This is a genomic window from Asanoa ferruginea, from assembly GCF_003387075.1.
Lineage (GTDB): Bacteria > Actinomycetota > Actinomycetes > Mycobacteriales > Micromonosporaceae > Asanoa > Asanoa ferruginea.
Genome location: NZ_QUMQ01000001.1, coordinates 7796422 through 7821633 on the forward strand (window position 1 = coordinate 7796422; position 25212 = coordinate 7821633).

The window sequence follows — 25212 nt, forward strand, 5'->3', positions numbered from 1 at the left end:
GTCGTCACGGCGCGACCAGCGTGGCCAGGATGGCGTCTTCGGTGACCTCGTCGCCGACCAGTTCGCCGGCCACCGCGCCGGACCGCAGCACGACCACCCGGTCGGCGCCCTCGACCAGTTCCTCCAGGTCAGACGAGATCAGCACGACCGCGAGACCCTGGGCAGCGAGCTCGTCGACCAGCTTCTGCACCTCGGCCTTGGCACCGACGTCGATGCCGCGGGTCGGCTCGTCGAGCAGCAGCACCTTGGGATGCAGGCAGAGCCAGCGGGCGAGCAGCACCTTCTGCTGGTTGCCGCCGGACAGTTCGGCGACCCGCTGCTCGGGGCCGGCCGCCTTGATCCGCAGCCGGGTCATGAACGTCTCGACGATCGCGTCCTGCTTCGCCCGGGTGACGATCCCGGCCCGGGCCAGCCGGGGCATGGCGGCGAGCACGATGTTCTCGCGTACGGACAGGTCCGGGATGATGCCCTCGGCCTTGCGGTCCTCGGGCAGCAGCGCGATCCCGGCGCGGATCGCGGCGGCCGGCGACAGGCGGCGCAGCCTTCTGCCGTTGACGGTGACGGTGCCCTCGTCGAGCGGCAGCGCCCCGACGATCGCCTTGGCGGTCTCCGAGCGGCCGGAGCCGAGCAGGCCGCCGAGCCCGGTCACCTCGCCGGCGCGCACGTCGAACGAGACGTCGTGCAACTGGTGTCTCTTGGTCAGGCCCTCGACCCGCAGCACCGGGGTTTCGCCGTCGGCCAACGCGTGGTCGCCGGTGAAGCCGGTCAGGCCCTCGCGGCGGACCTGGCTGATGTCGCGACCGAGCATGTGGGAGACGAGCGCGAGCCGCGCCAGGCCTTCGAGCGGCCCGGTGTGCACCACCCGGCCGTCGCGCAGCACGGTGACCCGCTGGCACAGCTCGTAGAGCTCGTCCAGGCGGTGGCTCACGTAGACCACGGCCAGGCCCTGCTCGCGCAGCCGGCGGACCACGTCGAAGAGGGTGCGCACCTCGCGCGGCTCCAGCGACGAGGTCGGCTCGTCCATCACCAGCACCTTGGCGTCGATCGCGACGGCGCGGGCCAGCGCGACCATCTGCTGGGTGCCGAGGCTGGTCGAGCGCAGCGGCCGGGTGACGTCGACGTCGATGCCGTAGCGGCCCAGCGTCTCGCCCGCGTCGCGGTTCATCCGACCGATATCGAGCAGACCGAATCGGGTACGCGGCTCCCGGCCGAGGAACAGGTTGCGCGCCACGCTCATCAGCGGGATGAGGTTGACCTCCTGGTAGATCGTGGAGATCCCCGCGCGCTGGGCGTCGAGCGGCCGGGCGAAGCTGACCGGCTCCCCGCGGTAGTGCACCTCGCCCTCGTCGGCCCGGTAGACGCCGGTGAGCACCTTGATCAGGGTGGACTTGCCGGCGCCGTTCTCCCCGACGAGGGCGTGCACCTCGCCGGGGAGAACCGCCATGTCCACCGCGTCGAGCGCGCGGACGCCAGGGAAGCGCTTGGTGACCGCGCGAACCTCGAGCACTGGAGTCATCTCAGTACGCGCTCGCCACGGACGCCTGTGCGTTGGCCGAGTCGTACTCGCGGTCGGAGATGATCACGTTCTCCGGTATCGCCGTGCCGTTGTAGAAGTCCTGCGCCGTCTTGAACGCCAGCGGGCCGAACCGCGGGTTGGACTCGATCACCGCGTTGATGGTGCCCTCCACGATGGCCTGCACCGCGTTGCGCGTGCCGTCGATGGAGACGATCTTGACGTCCTTGCCCGGCTTCTTGCCGGCCGCGGTCAATGCGGTGACGGCACCGAGGGCCATCTCATCGTTCTCCGCGTAGACGCCGGTGATGTCGGGGTTGCTGGAGATGATCTGCTCCATCACCTGCTGGCCCTTGTCGCGGGCGAAGTCGCCGGTCTGCTGCGCGACGACGGTCAGGCCGGGGGCCTGGGCGGCGACCTGGTCGACGAAGCCCTTGGTCCGGTCAGTAGTTACGTTATTTCCGGACGAACCAAGAAGGATCGCCACCTTCCCCTTGCCGCCGGTTGCCTTGATCATCGCGTCGGCGGCGCGCTTGCCCTGCTCGACGAAGTTGGAGCCGAGGAACGCCAGGTAGTCCTTGCACGGCGTGGCGTTGACCTTGCGGTCGATGGTCAGCACCGGCACCTTCTTGGCCGCCGCGGCCTGCAACGCGGGCTCCAGGCCGTCGGAGTTGAGCGGCGCCACGATGATGAACTGCGCACCCTGGTTGAGCAGGTCCTGTATGTCGGCGATCTGCTTCGAGAGCTGCGACTGGGCGTTGGTGACCTTGAGTTCCTTGACGCCGAGCTTGGCGGCCTCGTCGCGGATCGACTGGGTCTCGGCGATCCGGAACGGGTTGGCCTCCTTCTCCGACTGGGAGAAGCCGACGATGGCGTTCTTCAGGTCGAGCTTCTCGGCACCGTATTGCGACAGCGAGCAGCCGGCCCCGGTGGGCGCGCCGGTGGCGACCACCTGCTCGCCGCCGCTGCCGGCCGGCGACGGGGTCTCCTCCTCGGGGTTGGCGCAGGCCACGGCCAGTGCGGCGGTGGTGAGCAGGACGATTGCGGTGCGCGCGGCAGCGCGCCTCCGTGCGGTCATGTCAGATCTCCTCTTGCGCGGTAGCGGGCGGTGCAATGGAGACGCAGATATTGACGGTCACCCATTGACTGAGAGGTCGATGGGGCTCTATAACGTTATACAGCCGGCTATCGATGTCATGTCAAGCGCCGTTACGAAACCGTTTCGGACCGTCAGGAGGGCCGATGCCCCTCGACCGACGCCGGCTGCTCGCGGCCGGGCTGGGTGCTGCCGGCGGCTCGCTGCTGGCCGCACCCGCATTCGCCGCACCGCAATATCCCATCAACCGCGCCCCGCTGCGCCCGGCCGCCTTCCTGCGGCTGCCGCCCGGCGCCGTGCGCGCCCAGGGTTGGCTCGCCACCCAACTGTCGCGACAGGTCACCGGGCTGTGTGGACAGTACGCGGCGACCTCGCATTTCCTCCGCTTCGACGCCACCGGCTGGACCAACCCGGCTCTCGGCGGCTGGGAGGAGGTGCCCTACTGGCTCCGCGGCTACGTCGAACTCGGCTACGTCACCGGCGACGCCACGGTGCTGTCGGAAGCGCAGCGCTGGATGGACGCGGTGCTGCGTACCCAATCCGCTGATGGCTTCTTCGGACCGACAGCGCTGCGCACCTCGCTCAACGGGCACGCCGACCTCTGGCCGCACATGCCGATGCTGCACGCGCTGCGGTCGCACGCGGAGTTCACCGGCGACACCCGGGTCACCCCGTTCCTGACCCGGTTCTTCGGCTACGCCAACGCCCAGCCGGCGGCGGTGTTCCGCGACGGCTGGGGCACCTGGCGCTGGGGCGACACGATCGACGTCGTCTACTGGCTCTACAACCGCACCGGCGACGCGTTCCTGCTCGACCTGGTGCGGAAGATCCACGCCAACTCGGCCGACTGGCGGCACGGCCTGCCGAACCCGCACAACGTCAACATCACCCAGGGCTTCCGCGAGCCGGCGCAATACTGGGTGCTCTCCGGCGACGCGGCCGACCGCACGGCCACCTACACGCTCTATGACCAGGTGCAGCGCGACTACGGGCAGTTCCCGGGCGGCGGCTTCGCCGGCGACGAGAACATCCGGCCCGGCTTCACCGACCCGCGGCAGGGGTTCGAGACCTGCGGGATCGTGGAATATCTGCTCAGCCACGAGATCCTGACCCGGATCACCGGCGACCCGGTGTGGGCCGACCGCGCCGAAGACCTCGCGGTCAACTCGTTGCCCGCCGCACTCGATCCCTCAGGTCGCGCGATCCACTACGTGACCAGCGCCAACGTCGTCGACCTCGACAACACGGCGAAGACGCTCGGCCAGTTCCAGAACGGGTTCGCGATGCAGTCCTACCGGGCCGGCGTCGACCAATACCGCTGCTGCCCGCACAACTACGGGATGGGCTGGCCCGGATACGTCACCGAGATGTGGCTCGCCACCGGCGACGGCGGCCTGTGCGCGGCACTGCTCGGGCCCTCGACGGTGACCGCCCGGGTCGGCGCCGGCACCACGGTCACGATCACCGAGACAACCTCCTACCCGTTCGCCGACACCGTCACCTTCCGCGTGTCGACGCCCGCCCCGGTCGCGTTCCCGTTCCTGGTGCGGATCCCGGGCTGGTGTGCGGCGCCGGAGTTGCGGGTCAACGGCGCGCTGGTGGCCTCGGGGGCCGGGCCGCGGTTCGCCACGATCAACCGCACTTGGTCGGCCAACGACACGGTGACGCTGCGGCTGCCGATGACGGCCACCGTGCGATCCTGGCCGGGGCAGCACAATGCCGCGTCCGTCCACTACGGACCGTTGGCGTTCTCACTGCGGATAACCGAGAACTGGGTACGCACCGGCGGCACCGATCAGTTCCCGGAGTACGACGTACACGCGGGATCGCCCTGGAATTTTGGGCTGGTGCCCGGGGCCGCGCTCACCGTGACCAACGCCGGCTCGGTGGCCGACCCGTTCACCGTCGTCAACGCGCCCGTCCGGATCACCACCAGCGCGCAGCGGATCGACGCCTGGCAGGCCGACGCGCAGCGAGTGGTGACGCCGTTGCAGGACGGCCCGGTGGCGGCGAGCACGCCGGTCGAGGCGGTCACGCTGATCCCGATGGGCGCGGCCCGGCTGCGGATCACCTCGTTCCCGGTCACCGGCGGCACCCGGCCGTGGCAGCGGCCCGGTGCCGCGTTCCGGGTCCAGAACCGCAACTCCGGCAAGGTGCTCGGGGTGGCCGGTATGTCGCTGGCCAACTCGGCCAACGTCGTGCAGTTCGCCGACAACGGCACCGCCGACCACCTATGGCGGCTGGTCGACGCCGGCGGCGGAGCGGTCAAGCTCCAGAACGTCAACTCCGGCAAGATGCTGGCCGTCGAGAACATGTCGACGGCCAACGGCGCGCGGGTGCAGCAATACGACGACGTCGGCTCGGCCGACCACCGCTGGGTGCTGGTCGACACCGGCGACGGTTGGCTGCGGCTGCGCAACGGCAACAGCGGCAAGGTGCTCGCGGTATCCGGCGCGTCGACCGCCGACTCGGCTCAGGTCACCCAGTTCGACGACAACGGCGCGGCCGACCACGACTGGCGGCTGATCCCCGATGGCGCGGTGAAGCTCCAGAACGCGAACTCGGGCAAGGTGCTCGCGGTGGAGAACATGTCGACCGCCAACTCCGCCCGGGTGCAGCAGTTCGCCGACAGCGGCACAGTCGATCATATTTGGTCTTTCATACCTGATGTCGCGCCGTGGTTCCGGATCCGCAACCAGAACTCCGGCAAGGTGCTCGGCGTCGCCGGCATGTCCACCGCCGACTCGGCCCAGATCGTGCAATACGACGACACCGGCACCGCCGACCACCGCTGGCGGTTGCGGGTGCTGGCCGGCGGTCCCGGCCTGCTGCGGATCCAGAACCAGAACAGCGGCAAGGTGCTCGCCGTGCACGCCATGTCGACGGCCGACTCGGCCAACGTCGAGCAGTTCGCCGACAACGGCACCGCCGACCACAACTGGCGCATCCTCTAGAAACGGAGTTGGTATGAACCCGTCCCGTCGTACCGCCGTCGTCGCTCTATTGGCCTTGGTTTCTTGTTTTGTGGCGCCCGGCGCCGCCGAGGCCGCACCGGCCAAACCGCCGCCGCTCACCACGCCCTGGACCGCGCAGGCGTTGAACGGCACCCCCTTGCCCGAGTATCCGCGGCCGCAGATGACCCGACCCGACTGGCAGAACCTCAACGGCGAGTGGCAGTTGCGCCAGTCGGCGACCGACGATGCACCGCAGTTCAACACCACGTTGCCGGAGCGGGTCAACGTGCCATTCCCGGTCGAGTCGGCGCTTTCGGGAGTGATGCGGGCGGCCAACGACAACCGCAACTACCTGTTCTACCGGCGCACGTTCACGGTGCCGGCGGGCTGGTCGGGGCGTCGGGTGCAGCTCAACTTCGGCGCTGTCGACTGGCAGACCACGGTCTGGGTCAACGGAAGTTTGATCGGCGGGCACACCGGCGGCTATGACGCGTTCACGTTCGACATCACTCCTGCCTTGAACGGCGGCACGAACGAGATCGTCGTCAAGGTCTGGGACCCGAGCGACACCCGGCAGAACGGCAGCCTCCAGCCGATCGGCAAGCAGACCAAGACGCCGAACGGCATCTTCTACACACCGAGCTCGGGCATCTGGCAGACGGTGTGGCTCGAACCGACCCCGGCGGCGTCGATCAGCTCGGTCGACCTGACGCCGTCGCTTTCCACGAACACCATTCGGGTACGAGTGTTCACCCGCGGCACGGTCACCGGCCACTCGGTGCTGGCCGAGGCACTGAACGGGTCGTCGGTGGTTGGCACTGCCGCCGGTGGCTTCACCGAGTTCGCCGTGCCGGTGCCCAACGCGCGCCGCTGGTCGCCGGACGACCCGTTCCTCTACAACCTGCGGGTGACACTGCGCAACGGGTCCGGCTCCCAGGTCGATCAGACCATTCACTACTTCGGCATGCGGGAGATCAGCACCGGCCTGGTCAACGGGGTGCGGCGGCCACTGCTCAACGGCCAGTTCGTGTTCCAGACCGGCACGCTCGACCAGGGCTTCTGGCCCGACGGCGTGTATACGGCGCCGACCGACGCCGCACTCGCCTTCGACCTCCAGAAGCACAAGGACCTGGGCTTCAACATGGTGCGCAAGCACATCAAGGTGGAGCCGCAGCGCTGGTTCTACCACGCCGATCGGCTGGGCGTGCTGGTCTGGCAGGACGTGCCGTCGCTGACCGCGCAGAACATCGACGCCAACGCGGCGCAGCAGGCCCAGTTCGAGACCGAGGCGCGCGAGATCGTCGACGAGCACCGGTCGTCGCCCGCGGTGATCGCGTACACCGCCTACAACGAGGGTTGGGGCGAGCGGTCGCTGGCCGACACCCAGCGGGTCGGCCAGAACATCAAGAACCAGGACCCGACCCGGCTGGTCAATGTCCACAGTGGCTATAACTGCTGCCAGTCGCTGGGCAACCCGGGCAACGGCGACATCGACGACTGGCACATGTATCTGGGCCCGGACTCCCCGCTCGCCTCGTCCCGGATCGCGGTCCTCGGCGAGTTCGGCGGCCTGGGCCTGCACACGCCCGGTCACGAGTGGAGCCCGAGCGGCGGCTTCTTCGCCTACGAGTGGCAGGCCAACGCGACCGCACTGACCGACCGCTACGTCGGCCTGGTGGCCGGCGTGCAGAACCTGATGCTGGGCCGCGGCCTGTCGGCGGCGATCTACACCGAGATCACCGACCTGGAGGGCGAGCTGAACGGCTTCGTCACCTACGACCGGCAGGTCGTGAAGATGGACCAGGCCCGGGTGCGGGCGGCCAACCAGTCCCTGATCGCGGCGTCCCGGTCGCTGCCGGTGCTGGCGCCGACGTCGCTGCCGGTCAACCAGCGCCGGTCGCTCCAGGTGACCACGCCTGGGTTCACCAACCGCTACCTGCGGCATCAGAACAGCCTGGCCTACACCGAGGTGGTCACGTCGGCGTCGCCGGCACTGCTGAAGAACGACGCGACCTACACGGTCCGGGCGGGCCTGGCCGACGCGTCGTGCTACTCGTTCGAGTCGGTCAACTTCCCGGGCCAGTTCCTCCGCCACGCCAACTCCCGCGTGCAGAACTCGGTCAACGACGGCTCGGCGCTGCTACGAGCCGACGCGACGTGGTGCGCCCGGACCGGCCTGACCGGCTCGGGTGTGTCGTTGGAGTCCTGGAACTTCCGGGGTTCCTACCTGCGCCACTACAACTCGGAGGTGTGGCTCTCCAACGGCGCGGGCGGCGCCGCCTACAACTCGCCGACCTCGTGGACGGCCGACAGCACCTGGAACTTCGCGGCGCCCTGGGCGCCCTGACGGCCAGGGTGGGCAGGCCCCTTCGCCGGGGGCCTGCCCACCCGCCACGGTCTGGGCCTTCCGGGGCTCGCACGATAACCGCTGGCTTAATCGGCGGTTCGATTTCTTGCGTTGTTCCGCGGCCAGGGCCCGGCGATCGTGGCTTCATGACCGACGCCCCGATCGACCGCACGACGGCCCCGCGCGACTCCATGCCGGGGATGGCCACCCGAACGCCATCCCGTCGGGGGCGGGCGCCGCCGATGTGCGCAAGACGCCCGCGAGGGCGATGGTCAGCGCGATGTCACGCTGAACTCGTTGCCGTCGGAGGCGGGCGCCGCCCATGGTCAGCGCGCGGTCACGCTGAACTCGTTGCCGTCGGGGTCGGCCAGCTCCGCCGGACCGAGGCGCTTCGCACCGAGGGCGACCAGCCGGTCGACCTCCGCCGCCAGGTCGTCCGCGGCCACCGCGACCTCGAAGCGTTGCCGGTTGCGGCCCTCGCGCTCGGCCAAGGGTGGGCCGCCCCAGGCGACCTTCGTACCCCCGTGTGGGGATTGGATCGCGGTCTCCTCGTCTTGATCCCAGACCAGTGGCCAGCCCAGCGCCTCGCTCCAGAAGACGCCGACCGCACGGCTGCCGTCGCAGGCCAGCTCGCCGAGGAAGCCCGTGCCGGCGAGGAAGTTGTTGCCGGGCTCGATCACGTCGAACTCGTAGCCCTCGGGGTCGGCCAGCACGACATGCCCCTCCTCCGGGAGCTGCCCGACGTCGAGGTGGCTGCCGCCGAGCTCGAGGATCTTCGCCACCGTCTGCTGCTGGTCGTCGAGAGTGGTGCTGGTCAGGTGCAGGTGGATGAGGTTCGGCCGCACCATCTCCGCGTCGCCACGGGCGACCCGCAGGCCCGGCTGGGTGTCGTCGCCAGGGAGGAGCAGACCGCCGGCATCCTCGATGACCTCCCGGCCGAGCATTCCCGCCCAGAACCTGGCCAACCGTTCCGGATCGCGCGCGTCGTAGGTCACGGTGAGCACTCGTGGCAGCATCACCGCACCGTAGGCACGGTCCCCTCGAGCTTCAACCGAGATATCGCGAAGCTTGGCCATTCACGCGTTTCGAAACTCGTTGACGTCGATGTAATGACCCTGAAACATCGGCCACGGCCTATCCATACCCCCGCGGGCCGAGCGGAGACAAACCGAAGGAGGACCACCGGTATGTCCCTCAGGCACGTGATCCGGCTGGCCGTCGTCGCCACCGCCGTCGCGATCGGCGGTGTTGCCGTCGCCGCACCGTCCAGCGCCGCTACCTGTAACGGCTACGTCGGATTGACCTTTGACGACGGGCCGACCGGCAGCACGAGCGCGCTGTTGACGGTGCTGCGCAACAACGGCGTACGCGCGACCATGTTCAACATCGGCCAGAACGCGCAGAACAACCGGTCGGCGGCGCAGGCGCAGGTCGCGGCCGGCATGTGGGTGGGCAACCACAGTTGGAGCCACGCGCACATGACCACGATGAGCCAGGCGCAGATGCAGTCTGACCTGTCGCAGACCAGCACGGCGATCCAGTCGGCGACCGGCACCCGGCCGGTGCTGTTCCGGCCGCCCTACGGCGAGACCAACTCGACCCTCCAGTCGGTGGCCTCGTCGCTCGGCATGCGCCAGGTGATCTGGGACGTCGACTCGCAGGACTGGAACGGCGCCAGCGTCAGCACGATCGTCGCCAACGCCGGGCGGTTGCAGGCCGGCCAGGTCATCCTGATGCACGACGGGCTCCAGACCACCCGCGACGCGATCCCGCAGATCATGGCCAACCTGACCAGCCGCAACCTGTGCCCCGGGATGATCTCCTCGTCGACCGGCCGCGCGGTCGCACCCGACGGCGGCAGCACCCCACCCCCGACGACCCCACCCCCGGGCGGCGGGTCCTGCACCGCCACGGCGACCACGCCCAACGTCTGGGGTGACCGCTACAACACCTCGGTGACCGTCAGCGGCGCCAGCACCTGGGCCGTGGTGGTGGCCATCACAGCGCCGCAGAAGGTGGTCACGATCTGGAACGGCACCGCGACCTGGGACAGCAGCGGCAACGTGATGACCATGCGGTCCAACGGCAGCGGCAACACGTTCGGCTTCACCACGATGTTCAACGGCAACAGCAGCGCCCGACCACAGATCCGGTCCTGCACCGCGGGCTAGCCCCAACCCCGGCGTGGCGGCCAGCAAGCCAACCGGCCAACAGGCCAACAGGCCGCCACGCCACAACCTCCATGGTCGCCGCCCCCGAGCTGAGTTAGGTTTATACCGGTAGCGGGGGATGTGATGGCTTTTCATGGAAAGCTCGGGCGCGCCGGACCACCGGCTGCGGGTCTTCGTCTCGTCGACTCTGGAGGAGCTCGAACCTGAGCGGCTGGCCGTCCGCGACGCGATCGTCCGGATGCGGCTGGTGCCGGTGATGTTCGAGCTGGGCGCGCGGCCACACCCGCCGCGCGACGTCCTCCAGGCCTACCTCGAGCAGAGCCAGCTCTTCATCGGCATCTACTGGCAGAGCTACGGCGCGGCCGGGTCCGACGCGGAGATCTCCGGCGTCGACGACGAGTTCCAGGCCGCCGGCGACCTGCCGAAGCTGATCTACGTCAAGACCCCGGCACCCGACCGCGACCCCCGGTTGCACGCACTGCTCGACCGGATCCGGTCCGACGCCCGGGTCAGCTACCGGCAGTTCCGCTCGGCCGACGAGTTGGGCGAGGTGGTCGGCGACGACATCGCGCTGCTGCTGACCGAACGCTTCGGACCCGGCAGCGGCGGAGCGGCAGACCCGCTGCCGGCCGACGACCTCCCCCGCGCCGTGCTGCCGGTGCCGCCGAACCCGCTGCTCGGCCGGCGCGCTGAGCAGCGCGCGCTACGCGACCTGCTGACCGACGACGACGTGCGGTTGGTGACCCTGACCGGCCCCGGCGGTGTCGGCAAGACCCGGCTCGCGACCGAGCTCGGTGCGACGCTGCGCGGCAGTTTCTCCGATGGCGTGCGGTTCACCGACCTGTCCACGCTCTCGGACCCCAACCTGGTCGCCGCCGCGGTGGCCCAGTCGCTGAGCCTGCGGACGATGCCGAACCGGTCGGCCGTCGAGGACGTGGTGGCCTACCTGCGCAACCGCTCCCTGCTCATGATCGTCGACAACATGGAGCACCTGGCCGAGGCCGGGTCGATGATCGGCACCGTGCTCGACGCCGCCCCCGGTGTCACCGTGCTGGTCACCAGCCGGGTGCCGCTGCGGCTGACCTACGAGCACGTCTACGAGGTGCCACCGCTGTCGATTCCCGATCCGGCCGAGGACCCGGTGGCGGCGGTGCACCGCGACGGCGCCGCCCTGCTGTTCGTCGAGCGCGCCCGGGCGGTCCGCGGCGACTTCCGGATCGGCACCGACGACGCCGCCGCGATCGTCGAGATAGTGCGCCGGCTCGACGGCCTGCCGCTCGCGATCGAGCTCGCCGCCGCCAAGGTCCGCATCCTGACGCCCCGGGCGCTGCTCGACCGCCTCACCAGCCGGCTCGGAACGCTGACCGGCGGCGCCCGCGACCTGCCGGCCCGCCAGCGCACCCTGCGCGACACCATCGCCTGGAGCTATCAGCTTCTGCCCGCCGACGAGCAGCGGCTGTTCGCCCGGCTCGGCGTCTTCGCCGGCGGGTTCGACCTCGCCGGGATCGACGCCGTGGCCGGCTTCGCGGAGCGCTATGCCGAATTGGAGGCGCTCGGGGCGCTCGTCGAGAGCAGCCTGGTCACCCCGGCGCGGCGCGAACGCGAGACCCGGTTCACGATGCTCGGGATCATCCGCGAGTACGCCCTGGAACGGCTCCGCGAGGCCGGCGACTGGGACGACACCCATAGCCGGCACGCCCGGCACTTTGTCGAAACCGCCGTGCGCAGCGCGCCGCCGATCGGCCGAAGCTCCACCGACCCGGCCGCGGTCGACCGGCTGGAGGCCGAACACGACAACCTCCGCGCCGCCATCAGCTGGCTCATCGACACCGAGCAGTGGGTCGACGCGGTCCGGCTGGCCTGGCTGCTGTGGCAGCTCTGGTGGCTGCGGGGCCACGTCGACGAAGCCGCCCGGACCGTCCAACGGCTGCTCGAACACGCCGCCGAGATGCCGCCGCGGGCGCACGCGAACGTGCTCTTCGGCGACGGCGCGATCGCCTTCCTCAGCGGCGACGCGGCCCCCGCGAAGGAGAAGCTCGAGCGGGCATTGGAGATGCTGCGGGAGTACGACGACGGCGACGTCACCGCCCGGGCGGCCGGCATGCTCGGCCAGCTAGCGCTGGAACGCGGCGACTACGACGAGGCCCGCGCACTGCTCGGCGAGACGAAGGAGATCGGCGAGCGACTCGGCGAGGAGTGGATGGCCGCGCTCTACTACACCCGGCTCGGCCTGGTGCCGCTCAACGACGGCGACCACCCGGCCGCGGTCGAGCAGTTCTACGACGGGTTGCGGGTCGCCCGCAAGACCGACGACTACCTGGGCGAGGTCGTCGCGCTCTACAGCCTCGCGGTCGCCAACACGTCGGCCGGCGACCTCGACAGCGCCGACGGCCAACTCCAGGCCGGGCTGCGGGTCTCCGCGTCGGCCCGCGACGAGGCCGGCGCCGCCCTCTACCTGCGGGCGCTGGCTGACATCGCCGACCGCCGCGGCGCCGCCGAACGCGCGGTGCGACTCGCGGCGGCGGCCCGCAAGCTCGGCAGGTTCGGCGGCGCGGCGTGGATGCGCGCCTACGTGCCGGCCTGGCCCAGCCGCGCCGCCACGTTCGACCGGGACGCCTACCCCGAGGCCTGGGCGCAGGGCACCCAGGACACCCTGCGGACCGCGGTCGAGTTCGCGACGGACAGCTAGCCGAGCCCGCGCAGGAACGTGTCGACGACCAGGTCGGCCGCCTTGGGCGCGGGCAGGTCGGGGAAGTCGTGCGCGATGGTGCTCACCAGCCGGTCGAGCACCGCCCGGGCCCAGGCCGGTGGGACGTCGTCGCGGAGCAGGCCCTCGTCGGCCGCGCGCTGGACGAAAGCGTCGAGCCGCGCGCTCTGCTCCCCCGCCCGGCGGGTGGCAGCCGGGTCGTCGCGCATCATCCGGCGGGTGTCGACCGGCCACTCGCGGCTGACCGGGATGATCCCCTCGACGTAGCGGTGCAGCGCGACCGCCACCGGCGCCGCCGTCAGCCGGGCCTCGTCGAGGACCCGCTCGGAGGAGTCGAGCTTGGCCTCGAAGACCGCGCTGAGCAGGGCCTCCCGGTTGGCGAAGCGGCGATGGACGGTGGTGCGGTCGACCCCGGCCGCGCTGGCGATCGCTGACAGCGGGGTGCTCGGGTCGTCGGCCAGCAGCCGGGCCCCGGCACGCAGGACCACGGCGAGGTTGCGGGCGGCATCGGCTCTCATAGTGCTCTGGATCTTACGCGGTAGTCGCGGTTATGCCCAACATCACCATCTCTGGCGTGGCAGGCCCTGTTCTTAGTGCTACGTTCGTGTTGCAGTTCGAGACCGAGCTGAGACACCACAGAAGCGGACAGGAGACCTCACAATGGTACGGACATGGCTGATCACCGGTGGTTCCCAGGGCCTCGGGCGGGCCCTGGCCGAGGCGGCGCTGGCCGCGGGCGACCGGGTCGCGGTGACCTCCCGGCAGGCGGACGCGCTGGGCGACCTGCGCGCGGCGTACCCGGATGAGCTGTTGACCCTGGCCCTGGATCTGACCTCGCCCGACTCGGCCCGCGCAGCCGTCGCGGCGGTGGTCGACCGGTTCGGGTCGCTCGACGTGGTGGTCAACAACGCCGGCTACGCGACGACGGGCTCGGTGGAGGACTTCCCGGACGACGAGTTCCGCACGCAGGTCGAGACCAACCTGTTCGGCGTCATCAACGTGAGCCGGGCGGCGCTGCCGGTCATGCGCGGCCAGCGGTCCGGCCACTTCGTGCAGGTCTCGTCCATCGGTGGGCGGGTCGGTGGCACGCCGGGCCTGAGCGCCTACCAGACGGCGAAGTTCGGCATCGCCGGCTTCTCCGAGGTGCTCGCCAACGAGGTGGCGCCGCTGGGCATCAAAGTGACGATCGTGGAGCCGGGTGGCATCCGCACCGGCTGGGCCGCCGGCGCCGCGAAGACATCGGGCCCGCTGACCGCCGACTACGAGCCGACCGTCGGGGAGATGGCGCGGTTCATGGTGGGCTACAGCGGAAACGAGCCCGGCGACCCGGCCCGGATGGCGGCGGCGATCCGCGACGTGGTCGAAGGACCCGCGCACCCGCGCCGGCTGCTGCTCGGCAGTGACGCGCTCGGCCTCGCGCTGGAGGCGGACGAGACCCGGCGGGCCGAGGTGCGGACCTGGGCCGAGGTCAGCCGTTCCACGGACCTTCCGGCATGACCACCCGGGACAAGCTCTACATCGGAGGGTCCTGGGTCACGCCCAGCGACCCGGAGCTGCTGGAGATCCGCTCGCCGCACGACCGATCGGTGCTGGGCCGCGCCGCACAGGCCGCGCCGGCCGACGTCGACGCGGCGGTGGCGGCGGCACGGACGGCCTTCGACGACGGCCCGTGGCCGCACCTCTCCCCCACCGACCGCGCCGCGGTGATCCGCCGGGTCAACACGCTACGGGAGGCCCGCGCCGACGAGATCGCGGCGGCCATCTCGGCCGAGAACGGCTCGGCGCTGTGGTTCACGAAGCTGGGCCAGCCGTTCCTGACCCGCCAGGTCAACGCCTACCTGGCCGCGGCTTCGGCGCTGCCCTGGGAAGAGGTGGTCGCGCCATCGGACCCGTCGGTCGCGTTCGACACCGTCGTCCGGCGCGAGCCGATCGGCGTGGTGGCCGCGGTGATCCCGTGGAACTCGCCGTTCTCCGCGGCGACGGCCAAGCTGACGCCGGCCCTGCTGGCCGGCAACACGGTCGTGCTCAAGGTCTCGCCGGAAAACTCACTGAGCATGATGCTGTTGGCGGATCTGTTCGACGAGGCCGGCCTGCCGCCGGGAGTCCTCAGCATCCTGCCGGCGTCGCGGTCGACGAGCGAGCACCTCGTCTCGCACCCGCGGGTGGACAAGGTCGCGTTCACCGGGTCGACCCTGGCCGGCCGCCGGATCGCCTCGATCGCCGGCGCCCAGCTCAAGCGGGTCAGCCTCGAACTCGGCGGCAAGTCGGCGGCCATCATCCTGGACGACGCCGACCTGCCCGCGGCCGTGCAGGGGTTGCGCTTCGGTTCGCTGGCCAACAACGGCGAGGCCTGCATCCTCCAGACCCGGATCCTGGCGCCCCGTCGTCGCTATGCCGAGGTGGTCTCCGCGCTCGCGGAGATGGTCGGGTCGCTGAAGGTGGGTAATCCGTCCGACCCCGACACGTTCATCGGCCCGATGATCCGGCCCGACCAGCAGCAGCGGGTGATCGACTACATCGAGCTCGGCATCGAGGAGGGCGCCCGCCTGGTGACCGGCGGCCCGGCGGTGCCGGCCGGGCTGGAGGGTGGCAACTACGTCACTCCCACCCTGTTCGCCGACGTCCGCAACGACATGCGGATCGCGCAGGAGGAGATCTTCGGCCCGGTCCTGGTGGTGATCCCCTACGCCGACGAGGACGAGGCCGTGCGGATCGCCAACGACTCCGACTACGGCCTGTCGGGCGGCGTCTGGTCGGCGAGCATCGAGCGCGCGCTGGCGGTCGCCCGCCGGTTGCGGACCGGGACCGTGACTCTGAACGGGGCACCGATGAGCTTCGACGGACCGTTCGGCGGTTACAAGGCGAGCGGGATCGGGCGGGAGTACGGGATGGTCGGGCTGACCGGATATGTCGAACACAAGACGGTGACCCGCCCGCGTCGATAGGGTTTGCGGTGCCATGACGAGATGGTTCGGGTCGCAGCAGTTGCCGAGGGTCGAACGCGATCCGGCGCGGGTGGTCTTCTTCAGCGACGCCGTCTTCGCCATCGCGGTCACGCTGCTGGTGCTCGGCATCGAGCCGCCCGCCGACTTCGGGCACCTCATGGAAGGGCTCGGGCGGCTCTGGCCGTCCTATCTCGCGTACGCCATCAGCTTTCTGCTCATCGGTCAGGTCTGGGTCAACCACCACGTGATGTTCGAGCACATCCGGAGCATCGATCGGCGGATCCTGTTCCTCAACACGCTGCTGCTGATGGTCATCGCGTTCCTGCCGTTCTCGGCCGCGTTGCTGGCCGGCGCGCTCGACGCCCGCGAAGGGCTCGGCGTCGCCGTGGTGTTCTACGGGACCACGCTGTGGGCGGCGGCGCTGCTGTTCAACGTGCTGTGGGCGCACGCCCGGCGCGGCGGTCTGGTCGACACCGGCACGCTCACCGATTCCGGCCGGGCCATCACCATCCGCTTCGCCATCGCGCTGGTCTGGATCGGTGTCGGGATCGTGCTCGGCGTCTTCGTGCCGGTCGCCGGGGTGGCCGTGATCGCCGCCTTCATTCCGGCCTACTACCTGCCTATCCGGGGGGAGTGAGGTCGCGCGAGGCCCGCGCGATGATGGCGATCGCGGCCCGGCGGGGCAGCAGCCGCGACATCAGCGCCGATGACACCCGCATGCCCAGGCCCGGCACCACCCGCGGGCCGTGGCCCAGACCGCGCAGCGCGGCGCGGGCCACCTGGTCGGGGGTCTGCGTGCCGGGCGCCGGGCGAGCCTTCGCGCCGGCCAGGTTGGGGGTGGAGACCGCGCCGGCGACGCAGGTGAGCACGTCGACGCCGGTGCCGCGCAACTCGGCCCAGAGGCCCTCGGCGAGGATCGCGCCGAACGCCTTGGTCGCCGCGTAGGTGCTGATCGGCGGCGAACCTTGGAGGCCCGCCAGCGACGACATGACCACGAAGCCGCCGCGGCCCCGGGCCACCATCGGCGGCAGGAAGCGGTGGGCCAGCTCGAGCGGCATCCGGCAGTTGAGGTCGACGGCCCGGCGGGTCAGCTCCGGGTCCATCTCGACGAAGCGGCCGATCGGCGAGTAGGCCGCGTTGGCGACCACGAGGCCGATGTCGAGCCCGGCCGTGGCGTCGGCGACGGCGGCCAGACCCTCCATTGTCGACAGGTCGGCGGCGACCGTGACGGTTTCGGTGGGCAGGTCCTTCGCCAGGGAGGCGAGCGGGTCGGCCCGGCGGGCGGCGAGAACGACGTTGAGCCCGTGTGCGGCGAGTTGGTGCGCGAACGCCGCGCCCAGGCCCTCCGACGCGCCGGCGACGAGCGCCCACGGGCCGTAGCGGTGGGCGAAGTCGACCGTCACGCGGTCACCGGCGCCGGTTCCGCGGCGGCCGCCGGCACCGTGAACGGGTGCTCGCGCCGCATCCGCCACATCATCAGGAACGGGGTGATCAGCCACATCGCGTTGGCGGCCACGACCAGCGCGAAGTTGGGTGCCGGGGTGACGCCGTAACGCTCGTCCATCAGGATGATCAGCACGTTGGCGAGCATGGTGCCCGACCAGACCAGCGCCGGCACCTTGATCCAGTCGCGGCCGCGGATGAACGCGTACACGGCGAAGAAGTAGAACGGGCCGAAGAAGATCAGGTCGATCCAGATGGTCATCTGCCAGAACGGTGGGCGGGCCATCAGCAGCGGGTCGTAGTGGTTGCCCCACCAGTGCACCAGGTCGATCGCGCCGGACGGCGGCCAGACCGGATAGTCGAAGTTGGCCGGGTCGCGGACCACGATCTGCTCGAGGTCGACGATGTAGGTGATCAGCAGCGCGTTGACGGTGAAGAACGCGATGAAGAACAGGTCGTAGCGACGGGCGCGCAGCGGCACGGTCATGGCCCCGATCTTGGCCCTCGGCGCACCGGCCCAACAAGAGCCAATAGGCCATCAGGTTCACGGGCGGTCGTGCAGGAACCAGGCGTCGCTGCGGGTGACGGCGAGCGCCAACTCCCAGCTCTGCGGTTGGAGGCTGCCGCCAACCGCCAGGAGTTGGAGGGCCAATTGCCACGCCTGGTCGCCCAGGCTGGGTTGCCGCGCGACGGTGAACTGCAACATCGTCCCCCAGGACGCGACCAGTTCCGCGCCCCATCGCTGCTCCCATTGCCGGATCGCCGCGGCGAGCGCCTCGCGGCCGGCGCCAGCACCTTTGCCCGTCGCGCCGAAGTAGTTGAGCCAGGCCGGTGCGAGCCACTGGGTCGCGGTCGGCAACAGCACGACCTGCGCCTCGTCGAGGTTCGTGAACCACTGCCGGGTGCCCACATAGGGCTCAACCCGCGGCCGCGCCCGCTCGAGGATCGCGGGGTTGGCCAGGAGCAGCTCCCAGATCCACCGCTCGACCGCGACCAGTGACGTCGGCCAGCGAAGGCTCCGCAGTGCCTGCTCGGTGGCGTCCCCGTCGAGGATCCCGGGCAGCCACAGCTTCAGCTCGTCGGGCCGGACCAGCGCGTCATGGCCCCACCAGCGGTAAACCGTCCACGGATCCACCGCCGAAGCCGCGTGTGCGAGCGCCTCGACCTGCTCGCTCTCGGCGTCGAGCCACTCTTCGTCGACCGTGGTCAGGACGGGCCACCGGCCGGTCCGAGCCACCGCGGCCCGGGCCGCTCGCCAGGCCGGCAGGAGCCGGCTGGGTTCGACATGGTCGACCACCCAGGTGTCGCCGAGGCCCTCCTCGATCGGCAGCCCGTCCAGTGCCGTCCCCCGGAAAACGGCGGCGATCTCGGCTGGGTCGTCCATCACCGCGGTCACGCCGGGAACCGTAACTCCTCGCGGCGTGCCCGGAGAGCCGGCCGAGCGCTGGCGCCGGAGCGGTGCCGTGGTGATACTCAGCGTTCATGGAGAAGGCTCGATCCGACCCGCTCGGCCGTGACCTCGCGCACGCCCTGCGCACCGGCCCGTTCTCCTCCGCCCTGCATCTGGCCATCGAGGACCGCGGCATCCGGCCGGAGGAGATCCAGGCCCGGCTGTCGGCCGCCGGGGTGAGCGTCAGCCTGGCGACGTTGAGCTACTGGCGGCGCGGGCGGAGCCGGCCTGAGCGGCCCGAGTCGATGCGGGCCGTGCGGCTGATGGAACAGATCCTCTCGCTGCCGGCCGAGTCGCTGATCGCCCAACTCGGGCCGCGCCGGCCGCGCGGTCGCTGGCTCAACCAGCCACCCGGGACGATCGACATCGACCGGTTGTTCGAGAACGGGGTCGCGAAGATCATCGGTGAGCTCGACCGCTGGATGTACCACGAGCTCGTCCGGATCAGCATGCACGACCTCTACCAGGTCGGTCCCCAACGGCAGGAGCGGAGCCTGGTCTGCCGGCAGGTGTTGCGGGCCAACGTCGACCGGGTCTCGCGTACCGTCGGCATCTTCCGCACCGACGACCTGACCGCCTCGGTCGGCGTCAACGCGTTGCGCAACTGCCGGGTCGGGCGGGTGCGGTCGGACCCGGCGTCGGGAATCACCGCCGCGGAGATCATCTTCGACCGGATGCTGTCGCAGGGCGACACCGCGGTCATCGAGTACGAGTTCGAGAGCGGCTCGACCGTCCCCACCGACGACTACTACCACGGCTTCTCGGTGCCGGTCGGCGACTACGTGCTCCAGGTCCAGTTCGACCGCGACGCGGTGCCGGCCCGCTGCTACCGCTTCGAGCGGCGCGGGCTGCACGCACCCGACCAGGGCGTCCGCGAGGTCTGGATCGGCTCGACCCACGGCGCGCACCTGGTCTCGGCCGACGTGCCACCCGGCATCGTGGGCATGCGGTGGGAGTGGGAGTAACCGCTACCCCCACTCCCGCCACAGGTCAGGAGGCGTTGATGGTCACGTCGTCGATCACGAAGCTGGTCTGCAGCGACTGGTCCTCGACACCGTTGAACCGCAGCGTCACGGTCTGACCGCGGAACTGGCTGACGTCGACGGTCTTCTGCGCGTACGCCGCGTTGGCGTCCAGGTTGGTCGCGCTGGCCACGGTCGTGCTGCCCATGGTCACCGTCAGCCGGTCCCAGACCTGGCCGTCGTTCTCGGCCGTGGTGATCCGCACCCAGTAGCGCAGCACGGCGCTCGTGCACGCGGCCGGGATGGTCACCGACTGTGAGACGTAGTCGGTGTGCGTCTGGCCCTGGCCGCCGAGCCAGGCGCTACGGGTGCCGGTGTGCCCCGGGTAGCCGTAGCTCGACCAGGCCCCGATCACGCCCGAGTTGGCCGACCACGGCGTCGTTCCGGTCTCCAGGCTGGAGTTGCCGACCACCTGCACCGGGGTGCAACCGCCACCACCGGAGGTCACCGTCCAGGTGAAGCTCGCGGTGCCGGTCTTCGACGCGGCGTCGGTCGCCGTCACGGTCACGTTGCTGGTGCCGGCCGTGGTCGGGCTACCGGTGATCAGGCCGGTCGAGGAGCCGATCGACAGGCCGGCCGGAAGACCCGAGGCACTCCAGGTGTACGGCGTGGTGCCGCCCGACGCCTGGAGTTGCAGGCTGACGGACTGGCCGACGGCGGTGCTCCGGTTGCCGGGGTTGGTGACCGACGGGTTGTTGGGGTTGGTGCCACCGTTCATGAACCCGGTGTAGAGCAGCCGGTTCGGCGACCCGGTGCCCGGACTGGTCACCTTGCCAGTGCTGGCGTTGTTGACCAGCGCGTCGCGTACCTGCGCAGGGGTGGCATTGGGGTTGAGTCCAAGATAGACAGCCGCGGCGCCGGTGGTGTGCGGCGAGGCCATCGAGGTGCCGGTCATCGTGGCGCTGCCGGTGTTGCTCGAGTAGGACGCCGACACGATGCTCGTGCCCGGCGCGAAGATGTCCAGGCAGGAGCCGTAGTTGCTGCTGCTGTTGCGGGCGTCGGCGCTGGTGGTGTTGCCGACGGTGACCGCGGCGGCGACGCCCTGCGGGCTGTAGTAGCAGGCGTCGTCGGAAGAGTTGCCGGCCGCCTGCACGAACTGCACGCCCGACGAGATCAGGCTCGACACCGCGCTGTCCATCGCCTGGCTGCTGCACCGGCTCGTGCACCCGATGCTGTAGTTGGCCACCGCCGGCTTCTGCGCGTTGGCCCGCACCCAGTCGATGCCGGCGATCAGGTCGTCGTTGGTGCCGCTGCCCTGGCAGTTGAGCACCCGCACGGCCACCACGCTGGCCTTCTTGGCGACACCGTAGCTGGTGCCGACGGCGGTGCCGGACACGTGCGTGCCGTGGCCATGGCAGTCGGTCGGGTTGCTGTCGTTGTCGACCATGTCGATGCCCTGCTTGATCCGCCCGGTGAAATCGACGTGGCTGGCGTTGATCCCGGTGTCCAGCACATAGACGGTGACACCCTGACCAGGATTGGTCGGGTAGGTGTAGGCCTGGTTCAGTGGCAGGCTCGCCTGGTCGATCCGGTCGTCACCCCAGTTCGGCGGGTTGTTCTGGGTGTCGCTGACGCTGATCCGCTGCACCGCCTCGACGCTGGCGACCGCGGGGTCGGCCGCCAGCTTTCGTGCCTGCGCGTCAGACAGCGTGCCGGCGAAGCCACGCAGGACCGACGAGTAGAGGTGCCGGGCCTGGCCGCCGAAGCGGGTGGTCAGGTCGCGGGCCTTGGTGCCGACGGCGGCCTTGGCGACCGCGGTGTCCTTGAACACGACGATGTAGCGGCCGGGGACGGCGTTGGGACTGTCGGCGTAGCGGATGGGGTCGGCGCTGGCGGGGCTGGCGACGCTCAGTCCCATGCCTAAGGCGACGACGATGGCACTGCCGAGGGCGAAAACTCTATGCCGCACGGTTCTCTCCTCCCAGAGATCCCTGCTTCGCGGCCGGGCCCTGTTGGCACCGACCGCGAAGGGGTGCGGCGAAGATAGAAGCCGGTCAACGCCAAGAGCGAGCCCCATTAACAGCGTTCGACGTTTCGTAACGTCAAAACTGTTTATGAACCGCGCCGCGTCTCGGAGAGGATGGGCGGGTGATCCTGCTGGTTCCCGCCGACCCGCTGCGGCCGCGCCGCCCCGACGACCATTTCGCCGCGGAGGCCGCGGCCGCTGGCGCGGCCGGGTTCGAGGTGGCGGTGGTCGACCACGACGCCCTGGCCGGTAGCGGCGACGCCAGCCGAGCGGTCACGGCGGTGACCGCCGGCGGCGTTGCGGTCTACCGCGGCTGGATGCTGTCCGCCGACCGGTACGCCGTGTTCGCCGACCTGCTCGCCGACCGGGGCGTGATCCTGCGGACCAGTCCTTCCGAATTCCGGCGCGCACACGAGCTGCCCGGTTGGTTTGGCGCACTCGCCGCCGTCACTCCACGGTCAGTGTGGACCGAGGGCCCGGACCGGGTGGACTTCGACCGTGTGCGGACCGAGCTCGGGGCGGGGCCGGCGGTGCTGCGCGACTACACCAAGTCGATGAAGCACTATTGGGCCGAGGCCGCGTTCATTCCCGACCTCGGCGACGCGGCCTCCGCGTGGAAGGTCGCGAGCCGGTTCCTGGAGCTGCGCGGCGACGACTTCGCCGGTGGCTTCGTGCTGCGTCGCTTCGAGTCCTTCACCTCGGCCGAGGTGCGCACGTGGTGGGTCGACGGCGTGTGCGTGCTGGTCGGCTCGCACCCGGACACCCCGGACGACGCGGCGCCGCCCGACCTCGACCTGGCCACGGTCGCGCCGCTCGTCGCCGGGCTGGGGCTGCCGTTCGTGACGGTCGACCTCGCCCTCCGCGCCGACGGCGTGTGGCGGGTCATCGAGCTGGGTGACGGGCAGGTCAGCGACCGGCCGGCCACCATCGAACCCTGGGCAATGATCGACGCGGTCCTAGGCCGTGGCGCCGCGGCCTAGATACATCAGCACCGCGAGGACCCGGCGGTGGTCTTCGTCGCTGTTGGCCAGGCCCAGCTTGCCGAGGATCGAGCCGACGTGGGTTTCGACCGTGCGGTCGGTGAGCCACAGCCGGCGGGCGATGCCCACGTTGGTGCGGCCCTCGGCCATCAGCGCCAGCACTTCGCGCTCGCGGCTGGTCAGCGCCGACAGCGGGTCGTCGGCCCGGCGCGGGCCGAGCAGCCGCGCGACCACCTCCGGGTCGAGCGCCGACCCACCGGTCGCCACCCGGCGCAGCGCGTCGAGGAAGTCGTCGACGTCGAACACCCGGTCCTTGAGCAGATAACCGAAGCCGCCGGACGCGACCAGCTCGACCGAGTGGCGGGCCTCGACGTGCTGCGACAGCAGCAGGATGCCCAGCGCCGGATGGGTGGCCCGGATCTGTCGGGCCGCCCGGGCGCCGTCGTCGGTCAGGTCGGGCGGCATCCGCACGTCGATGACCGCCAGGTCGGGATCGTGGGCGGTCACGGCGGCCACCAACGACGGCGCGTCGCCGACCTTGGCCACGATCTCGTGGCCGGCGTCGGCGAGCAGCCGGGCGAGCCCCTCGCGGAACAGCGCCGAGTCTTCACCGATCACGACGCGCACGGCAGCACCACCTCGACGACGGTGCCCCGGCCGCTCGGCGAGGTGAGGGAGAGCAGCCCGCCGGCCGCGGCCACCCGGTCGGCCAGGCCGGCCAGCCCGGCACCGGGCCGCACCACCGCGCCGCCGGCGCCGTCGTCGCTGACCCGCACCGTCAGCCGGTCGTCGAGCCGGGCCACCCGCAGGCCGATCGCGCCCGGCGACGCGTGTTTGACCGCGTTGGTCAGCGCCTCGCTGGCCACGAAGAACGCGGTCGTCGCCACGTCGTCGGGCACCGGGTCGGCGCACACGTCGAGCGCCACCGGGATGGGCACCTTGCTGGCCAGCGACGACAGCGCCGGGCCGAGGCCGTCGTCCAGACTGGAGGGTCGCAGGCCGTTGGCGATCTGGCGCAGCTCGGCCACCGCCAACCCCAGCGACGCCACCGACTCGTCGAGCAGGCCGTTGACGTCGACCGTGCCGTCGTCGAGGTGCCGTTGCGCGAGCCGCAGCGACATGCCCAGGGAGACCAGCCGCTGCTGGGCGCCGTCGTGCAGGTCGCGTTCGAGCCGCCGCCGTTCCGCGTAGCCGGCCTGCAGCAGCCGGGTCCGCGACGATTCCACATCGGACAGTGCCTGGCGCAGCTCGATCCGCACCGCGACGAGCTCGACCAACAGCGCGGCGGCGCCGGCCAGTTCGCGGAGCAGTTCGCGGCTGCCCACCGTGCCGCGCAGCAGCGCGCCGATCTCGTGGCCGCCGGCCCGCACCGGCACCCGCAGCGAGCCGCCGGCCGACAGCGGGACGCCGGCCGCCGAGACCAGCCCGGACTCGCCCGGCACCAGGTAGCCGACCCGCAGGCTGGGATCGCGCAACGCCGCGCGGAGCACGTCTTCGAGCTGTTCCGGCGAGGCCTCGCCCGCGTGGGTGCGGTCGCCGAGCACCTCGATCGCGGCCAGCGCCGCCCGGCGGGCCGGGTAGAGCCGGCGGTCCACCCGGCGTTGCAGCCGCACCCGCAGCGGGGCCAGCACCGCGGCACACACGGCGGTCGCGGCCGCGGCGGCCACCGGCGACGTGCGGCCGGCGCCGAGGCCGACCAGGAACGCGGCCACGGTGTAGAAGGCGAGCAGGACGGCGGTGACCAGACCGTAGGTCGCGGCCGCGCTCATCGCCTTGTCGACGTCGTAAAGGTCGTGCCGCAGCAGCGCGATCGCGGTCGCGGCGGGCAGCGCGACGTAGGTGGCGGCGAGCCCGATCAACACCAGGTCGGGCCGGTCGGTGAACAGGTAGGAGGCCCAGCACAGCAGCAGCGTCGCGGGCAGGAACAGCGCGCCCAGCGCGAACCACTTGACCTGGGCCTGGCGGACCGGGTCGGTCGCCCGCCGGTAGCGCACGATCATCGCGACCACCGACGCGACCAGCAGACCGAGGAACGCGGGCAGCAGGGCCAGAACCGGGAACATGGCCCAACCCGGCAGGGTGTACGGGTGGGGCACGTCGGTGAACGGCGCCGGGTAGGCCGCCGGGTCGCCCGCCGCACCCGCCGTGAACGCGAGCGGCACCGCGATCAGCCCGATCGCGACCCAGCGCCAGCGCGGCCCGAGCAGCCGCCCGTCGGGGAAGAACAGCATCAGCAGCGCGGCCGGGACGTAGAGCGCCATCCAGGTGCCGGGCGAGAACCCGACGTACCAGTCCCAGACCGGCAGCGATCCGGGGCGGGCCTCGACCACCTTCGTGTAGAGGTCGCCGAACGCCACCCAGACGGGTGACGCACCGACGAGCACGAGCAGCGGCGCGACCACGTTGTGCGGCCGGCGGCGGGCGACGAGCACGCCGAGGGTGACCGAGAACAGGCCGAGCACCGCGCCGGTGCCGAAGTAGCCGGCCATGTCGGGCGCCTGCCCGACCAGCGCGGCACCCAGCACGCAAAGGACGGCGACGACCACGGCGAGGAGGTACGCCAGCAGGGCCATGCGTTCACGGTAGGGCGCGCGGCGTCCGGTGCGTACCCGTGCCAG

General features: G+C 70.9%; 19 protein-coding genes. 9 read left to right on the forward strand and 10 right to left on the reverse strand.

Annotated features, from left to right (window positions below):
* Nucleotides 1-4: 4 nt before the first annotated feature.
* Together DFJ67_RS36410 and DFJ67_RS36415 are read right to left on the reverse strand one after the other, a co-directional pair.
* Nucleotides 5-1516, reverse strand: a complete 1512-nt coding sequence (locus DFJ67_RS36410; RefSeq protein WP_116073398.1) for a sugar ABC transporter ATP-binding protein — start codon at nt 1514-1516, stop codon at nt 5-7.
* A 1-nt stretch (nt 1517) separates the two neighbouring features.
* On the reverse strand, nt 1518-2591 hold the full coding sequence (locus DFJ67_RS36415) for an ABC transporter substrate-binding protein (RefSeq protein WP_116073400.1): 1074 nt from the start codon (nt 2589-2591) through the stop codon (nt 1518-1520).
* A 164-nt stretch (nt 2592-2755) separates the two neighbouring features.
* Between DFJ67_RS36415 and DFJ67_RS36420 the strand changes: the two genes are divergently transcribed.
* The gene (locus DFJ67_RS36420; RefSeq protein WP_116073402.1) at nt 2756-5563 is read left to right on the forward strand and encodes an RICIN domain-containing protein; all 2808 of its coding nucleotides are present in this window, start codon (nt 2756-2758) and stop codon (nt 5561-5563) included.
* A 13-nt stretch (nt 5564-5576) separates the two neighbouring features.
* Nucleotides 5577-7910 (forward strand): AbfB domain-containing protein, encoded by a 2334-nt coding sequence (locus tag DFJ67_RS36425; RefSeq protein WP_116073404.1) that lies wholly within the window; start codon nt 5577-5579, stop codon nt 7908-7910.
* A 326-nt stretch (nt 7911-8236) separates the two neighbouring features.
* On the opposite strand, the gene DFJ67_RS36430 is transcribed toward DFJ67_RS36425, so the two are convergent.
* Complete coding sequence (locus tag DFJ67_RS36430) at nt 8237-8926, reverse strand: VOC family protein (RefSeq protein WP_116073406.1); 690 nt, start codon at nt 8924-8926, stop codon at nt 8237-8239.
* 171 nt (nt 8927-9097) lie between these two features.
* Here DFJ67_RS36430 and DFJ67_RS36435 point away from each other — a divergent pair, with 171 nt between their 5' ends.
* Both DFJ67_RS36435 and DFJ67_RS36440 read left to right on the forward strand, forming a co-directional pair.
* The gene (locus DFJ67_RS36435; protein WP_116073408.1) at nt 9098-10081 is read left to right on the forward strand and encodes a polysaccharide deacetylase family protein; all 984 of its coding nucleotides are present in this window, start codon (nt 9098-9100) and stop codon (nt 10079-10081) included.
* Between the two features lie 133 nt (nt 10082-10214).
* Entirely contained in the window at nt 10215-12770 is a 2556-nt protein-coding gene (locus DFJ67_RS36440; protein ID WP_116073410.1) for a DUF4062 domain-containing protein, read from the forward strand.
* Here DFJ67_RS36440 and DFJ67_RS36445 read toward each other — a convergent pair.
* Nucleotides 12767-13306 carry a TetR/AcrR family transcriptional regulator gene (locus tag DFJ67_RS36445; protein WP_116073412.1) on the reverse strand — a complete coding sequence of 180 codons (540 nt, stop codon included), beginning with the start codon at nt 13304-13306 and terminating at the stop codon, nt 12767-12769. The genes DFJ67_RS36440 and DFJ67_RS36445 overlap by 4 nt on opposite strands.
* 142 nt (nt 13307-13448) lie before the next feature.
* Here DFJ67_RS36445 and DFJ67_RS36450 point away from each other — a divergent pair, with 142 nt between their 5' ends.
* Genes DFJ67_RS36450 through DFJ67_RS36460 form a run of 3 tightly spaced genes read left to right on the forward strand, consistent with a single transcriptional unit; the run spans nt 13449 to nt 16370 of the window.
* Nucleotides 13449-14285, forward strand: coding sequence for an SDR family NAD(P)-dependent oxidoreductase (locus DFJ67_RS36450; RefSeq protein WP_116073414.1), 837 nt, complete (start codon nt 13449-13451; stop codon nt 14283-14285).
* Nucleotides 14282-15733 (forward strand): aldehyde dehydrogenase, encoded by a 1452-nt coding sequence (locus DFJ67_RS36455; RefSeq protein WP_116073416.1) that lies wholly within the window; start codon nt 14282-14284, stop codon nt 15731-15733. The genes DFJ67_RS36450 and DFJ67_RS36455 overlap by 4 nt, the downstream gene beginning before the upstream one ends.
* Nucleotides 15734-15746: 13 nt before the next feature.
* Nucleotides 15747-16370, forward strand: a complete 624-nt coding sequence (locus tag DFJ67_RS36460; RefSeq protein WP_116073418.1) for a TMEM175 family protein — start codon at nt 15747-15749, stop codon at nt 16368-16370.
* Here DFJ67_RS36460 and DFJ67_RS36465 read toward each other — a convergent pair.
* Genes DFJ67_RS36465 through DFJ67_RS36475 form a run of 3 tightly spaced genes read right to left on the reverse strand, consistent with a single transcriptional unit; the run spans nt 16354 to nt 18572 of the window.
* A complete protein-coding gene (locus DFJ67_RS36465; protein ID WP_116077072.1) occupies nt 16354-17136 on the reverse strand; it encodes an SDR family NAD(P)-dependent oxidoreductase in 783 nt (260 codons plus the stop codon). The two genes, DFJ67_RS36460 and DFJ67_RS36465, sit on opposite strands and share 17 nt — an antisense overlap.
* The gene (locus DFJ67_RS36470; protein WP_116073420.1) at nt 17133-17663 is read right to left on the reverse strand and encodes an EXPERA domain-containing protein; all 531 of its coding nucleotides are present in this window, start codon (nt 17661-17663) and stop codon (nt 17133-17135) included. The genes DFJ67_RS36465 and DFJ67_RS36470 overlap by 4 nt, the downstream gene beginning before the upstream one ends.
* Before the next feature lie 57 nt (nt 17664-17720).
* The gene (locus tag DFJ67_RS36475; protein ID WP_116073422.1) at nt 17721-18572 is read right to left on the reverse strand and encodes a DUF4253 domain-containing protein; all 852 of its coding nucleotides are present in this window, start codon (nt 18570-18572) and stop codon (nt 17721-17723) included.
* A gap of 86 nt (nt 18573-18658) precedes the next feature.
* On the opposite strand from DFJ67_RS36475, the gene DFJ67_RS36480 reads away from it, so the two are divergent.
* Nucleotides 18659-19591: a hypothetical protein gene (locus DFJ67_RS36480; RefSeq protein ID WP_116073424.1), complete on the forward strand. Its 933-nt coding sequence runs from the start codon at nt 18659-18661 to the stop codon at nt 19589-19591.
* Nucleotides 19592-19616: 25 nt separating this feature from the next.
* Here DFJ67_RS36480 and DFJ67_RS36485 read toward each other — a convergent pair whose 3' ends face one another.
* Entirely contained in the window at nt 19617-21557 is a 1941-nt protein-coding gene (locus DFJ67_RS36485; protein WP_203784043.1) for a S8 family peptidase, read from the reverse strand.
* Between the two features lie 179 nt (nt 21558-21736).
* Between DFJ67_RS36485 and DFJ67_RS36490 the strand changes: the two genes are divergently transcribed.
* Nucleotides 21737-22594: an ATP-grasp domain-containing protein gene (locus DFJ67_RS36490; RefSeq protein ID WP_116073428.1), complete on the forward strand. Its 858-nt coding sequence runs from the start codon at nt 21737-21739 to the stop codon at nt 22592-22594.
* Here the strand turns inward: DFJ67_RS36490 and DFJ67_RS36495 are convergent.
* Entirely contained in the window at nt 22571-23221 is a 651-nt protein-coding gene (locus tag DFJ67_RS36495; protein ID WP_116073430.1) for a response regulator, read from the reverse strand. The genes DFJ67_RS36490 and DFJ67_RS36495 overlap by 24 nt on opposite strands.
* Nucleotides 23209-25167 (reverse strand): sensor histidine kinase, encoded by a 1959-nt coding sequence (locus tag DFJ67_RS36500; RefSeq protein WP_116073432.1) that lies wholly within the window; start codon nt 25165-25167, stop codon nt 23209-23211. The genes DFJ67_RS36495 and DFJ67_RS36500 overlap by 13 nt, the downstream gene beginning before the upstream one ends.
* Between the last annotated feature and the right edge of the window lie 45 nt (nt 25168-25212).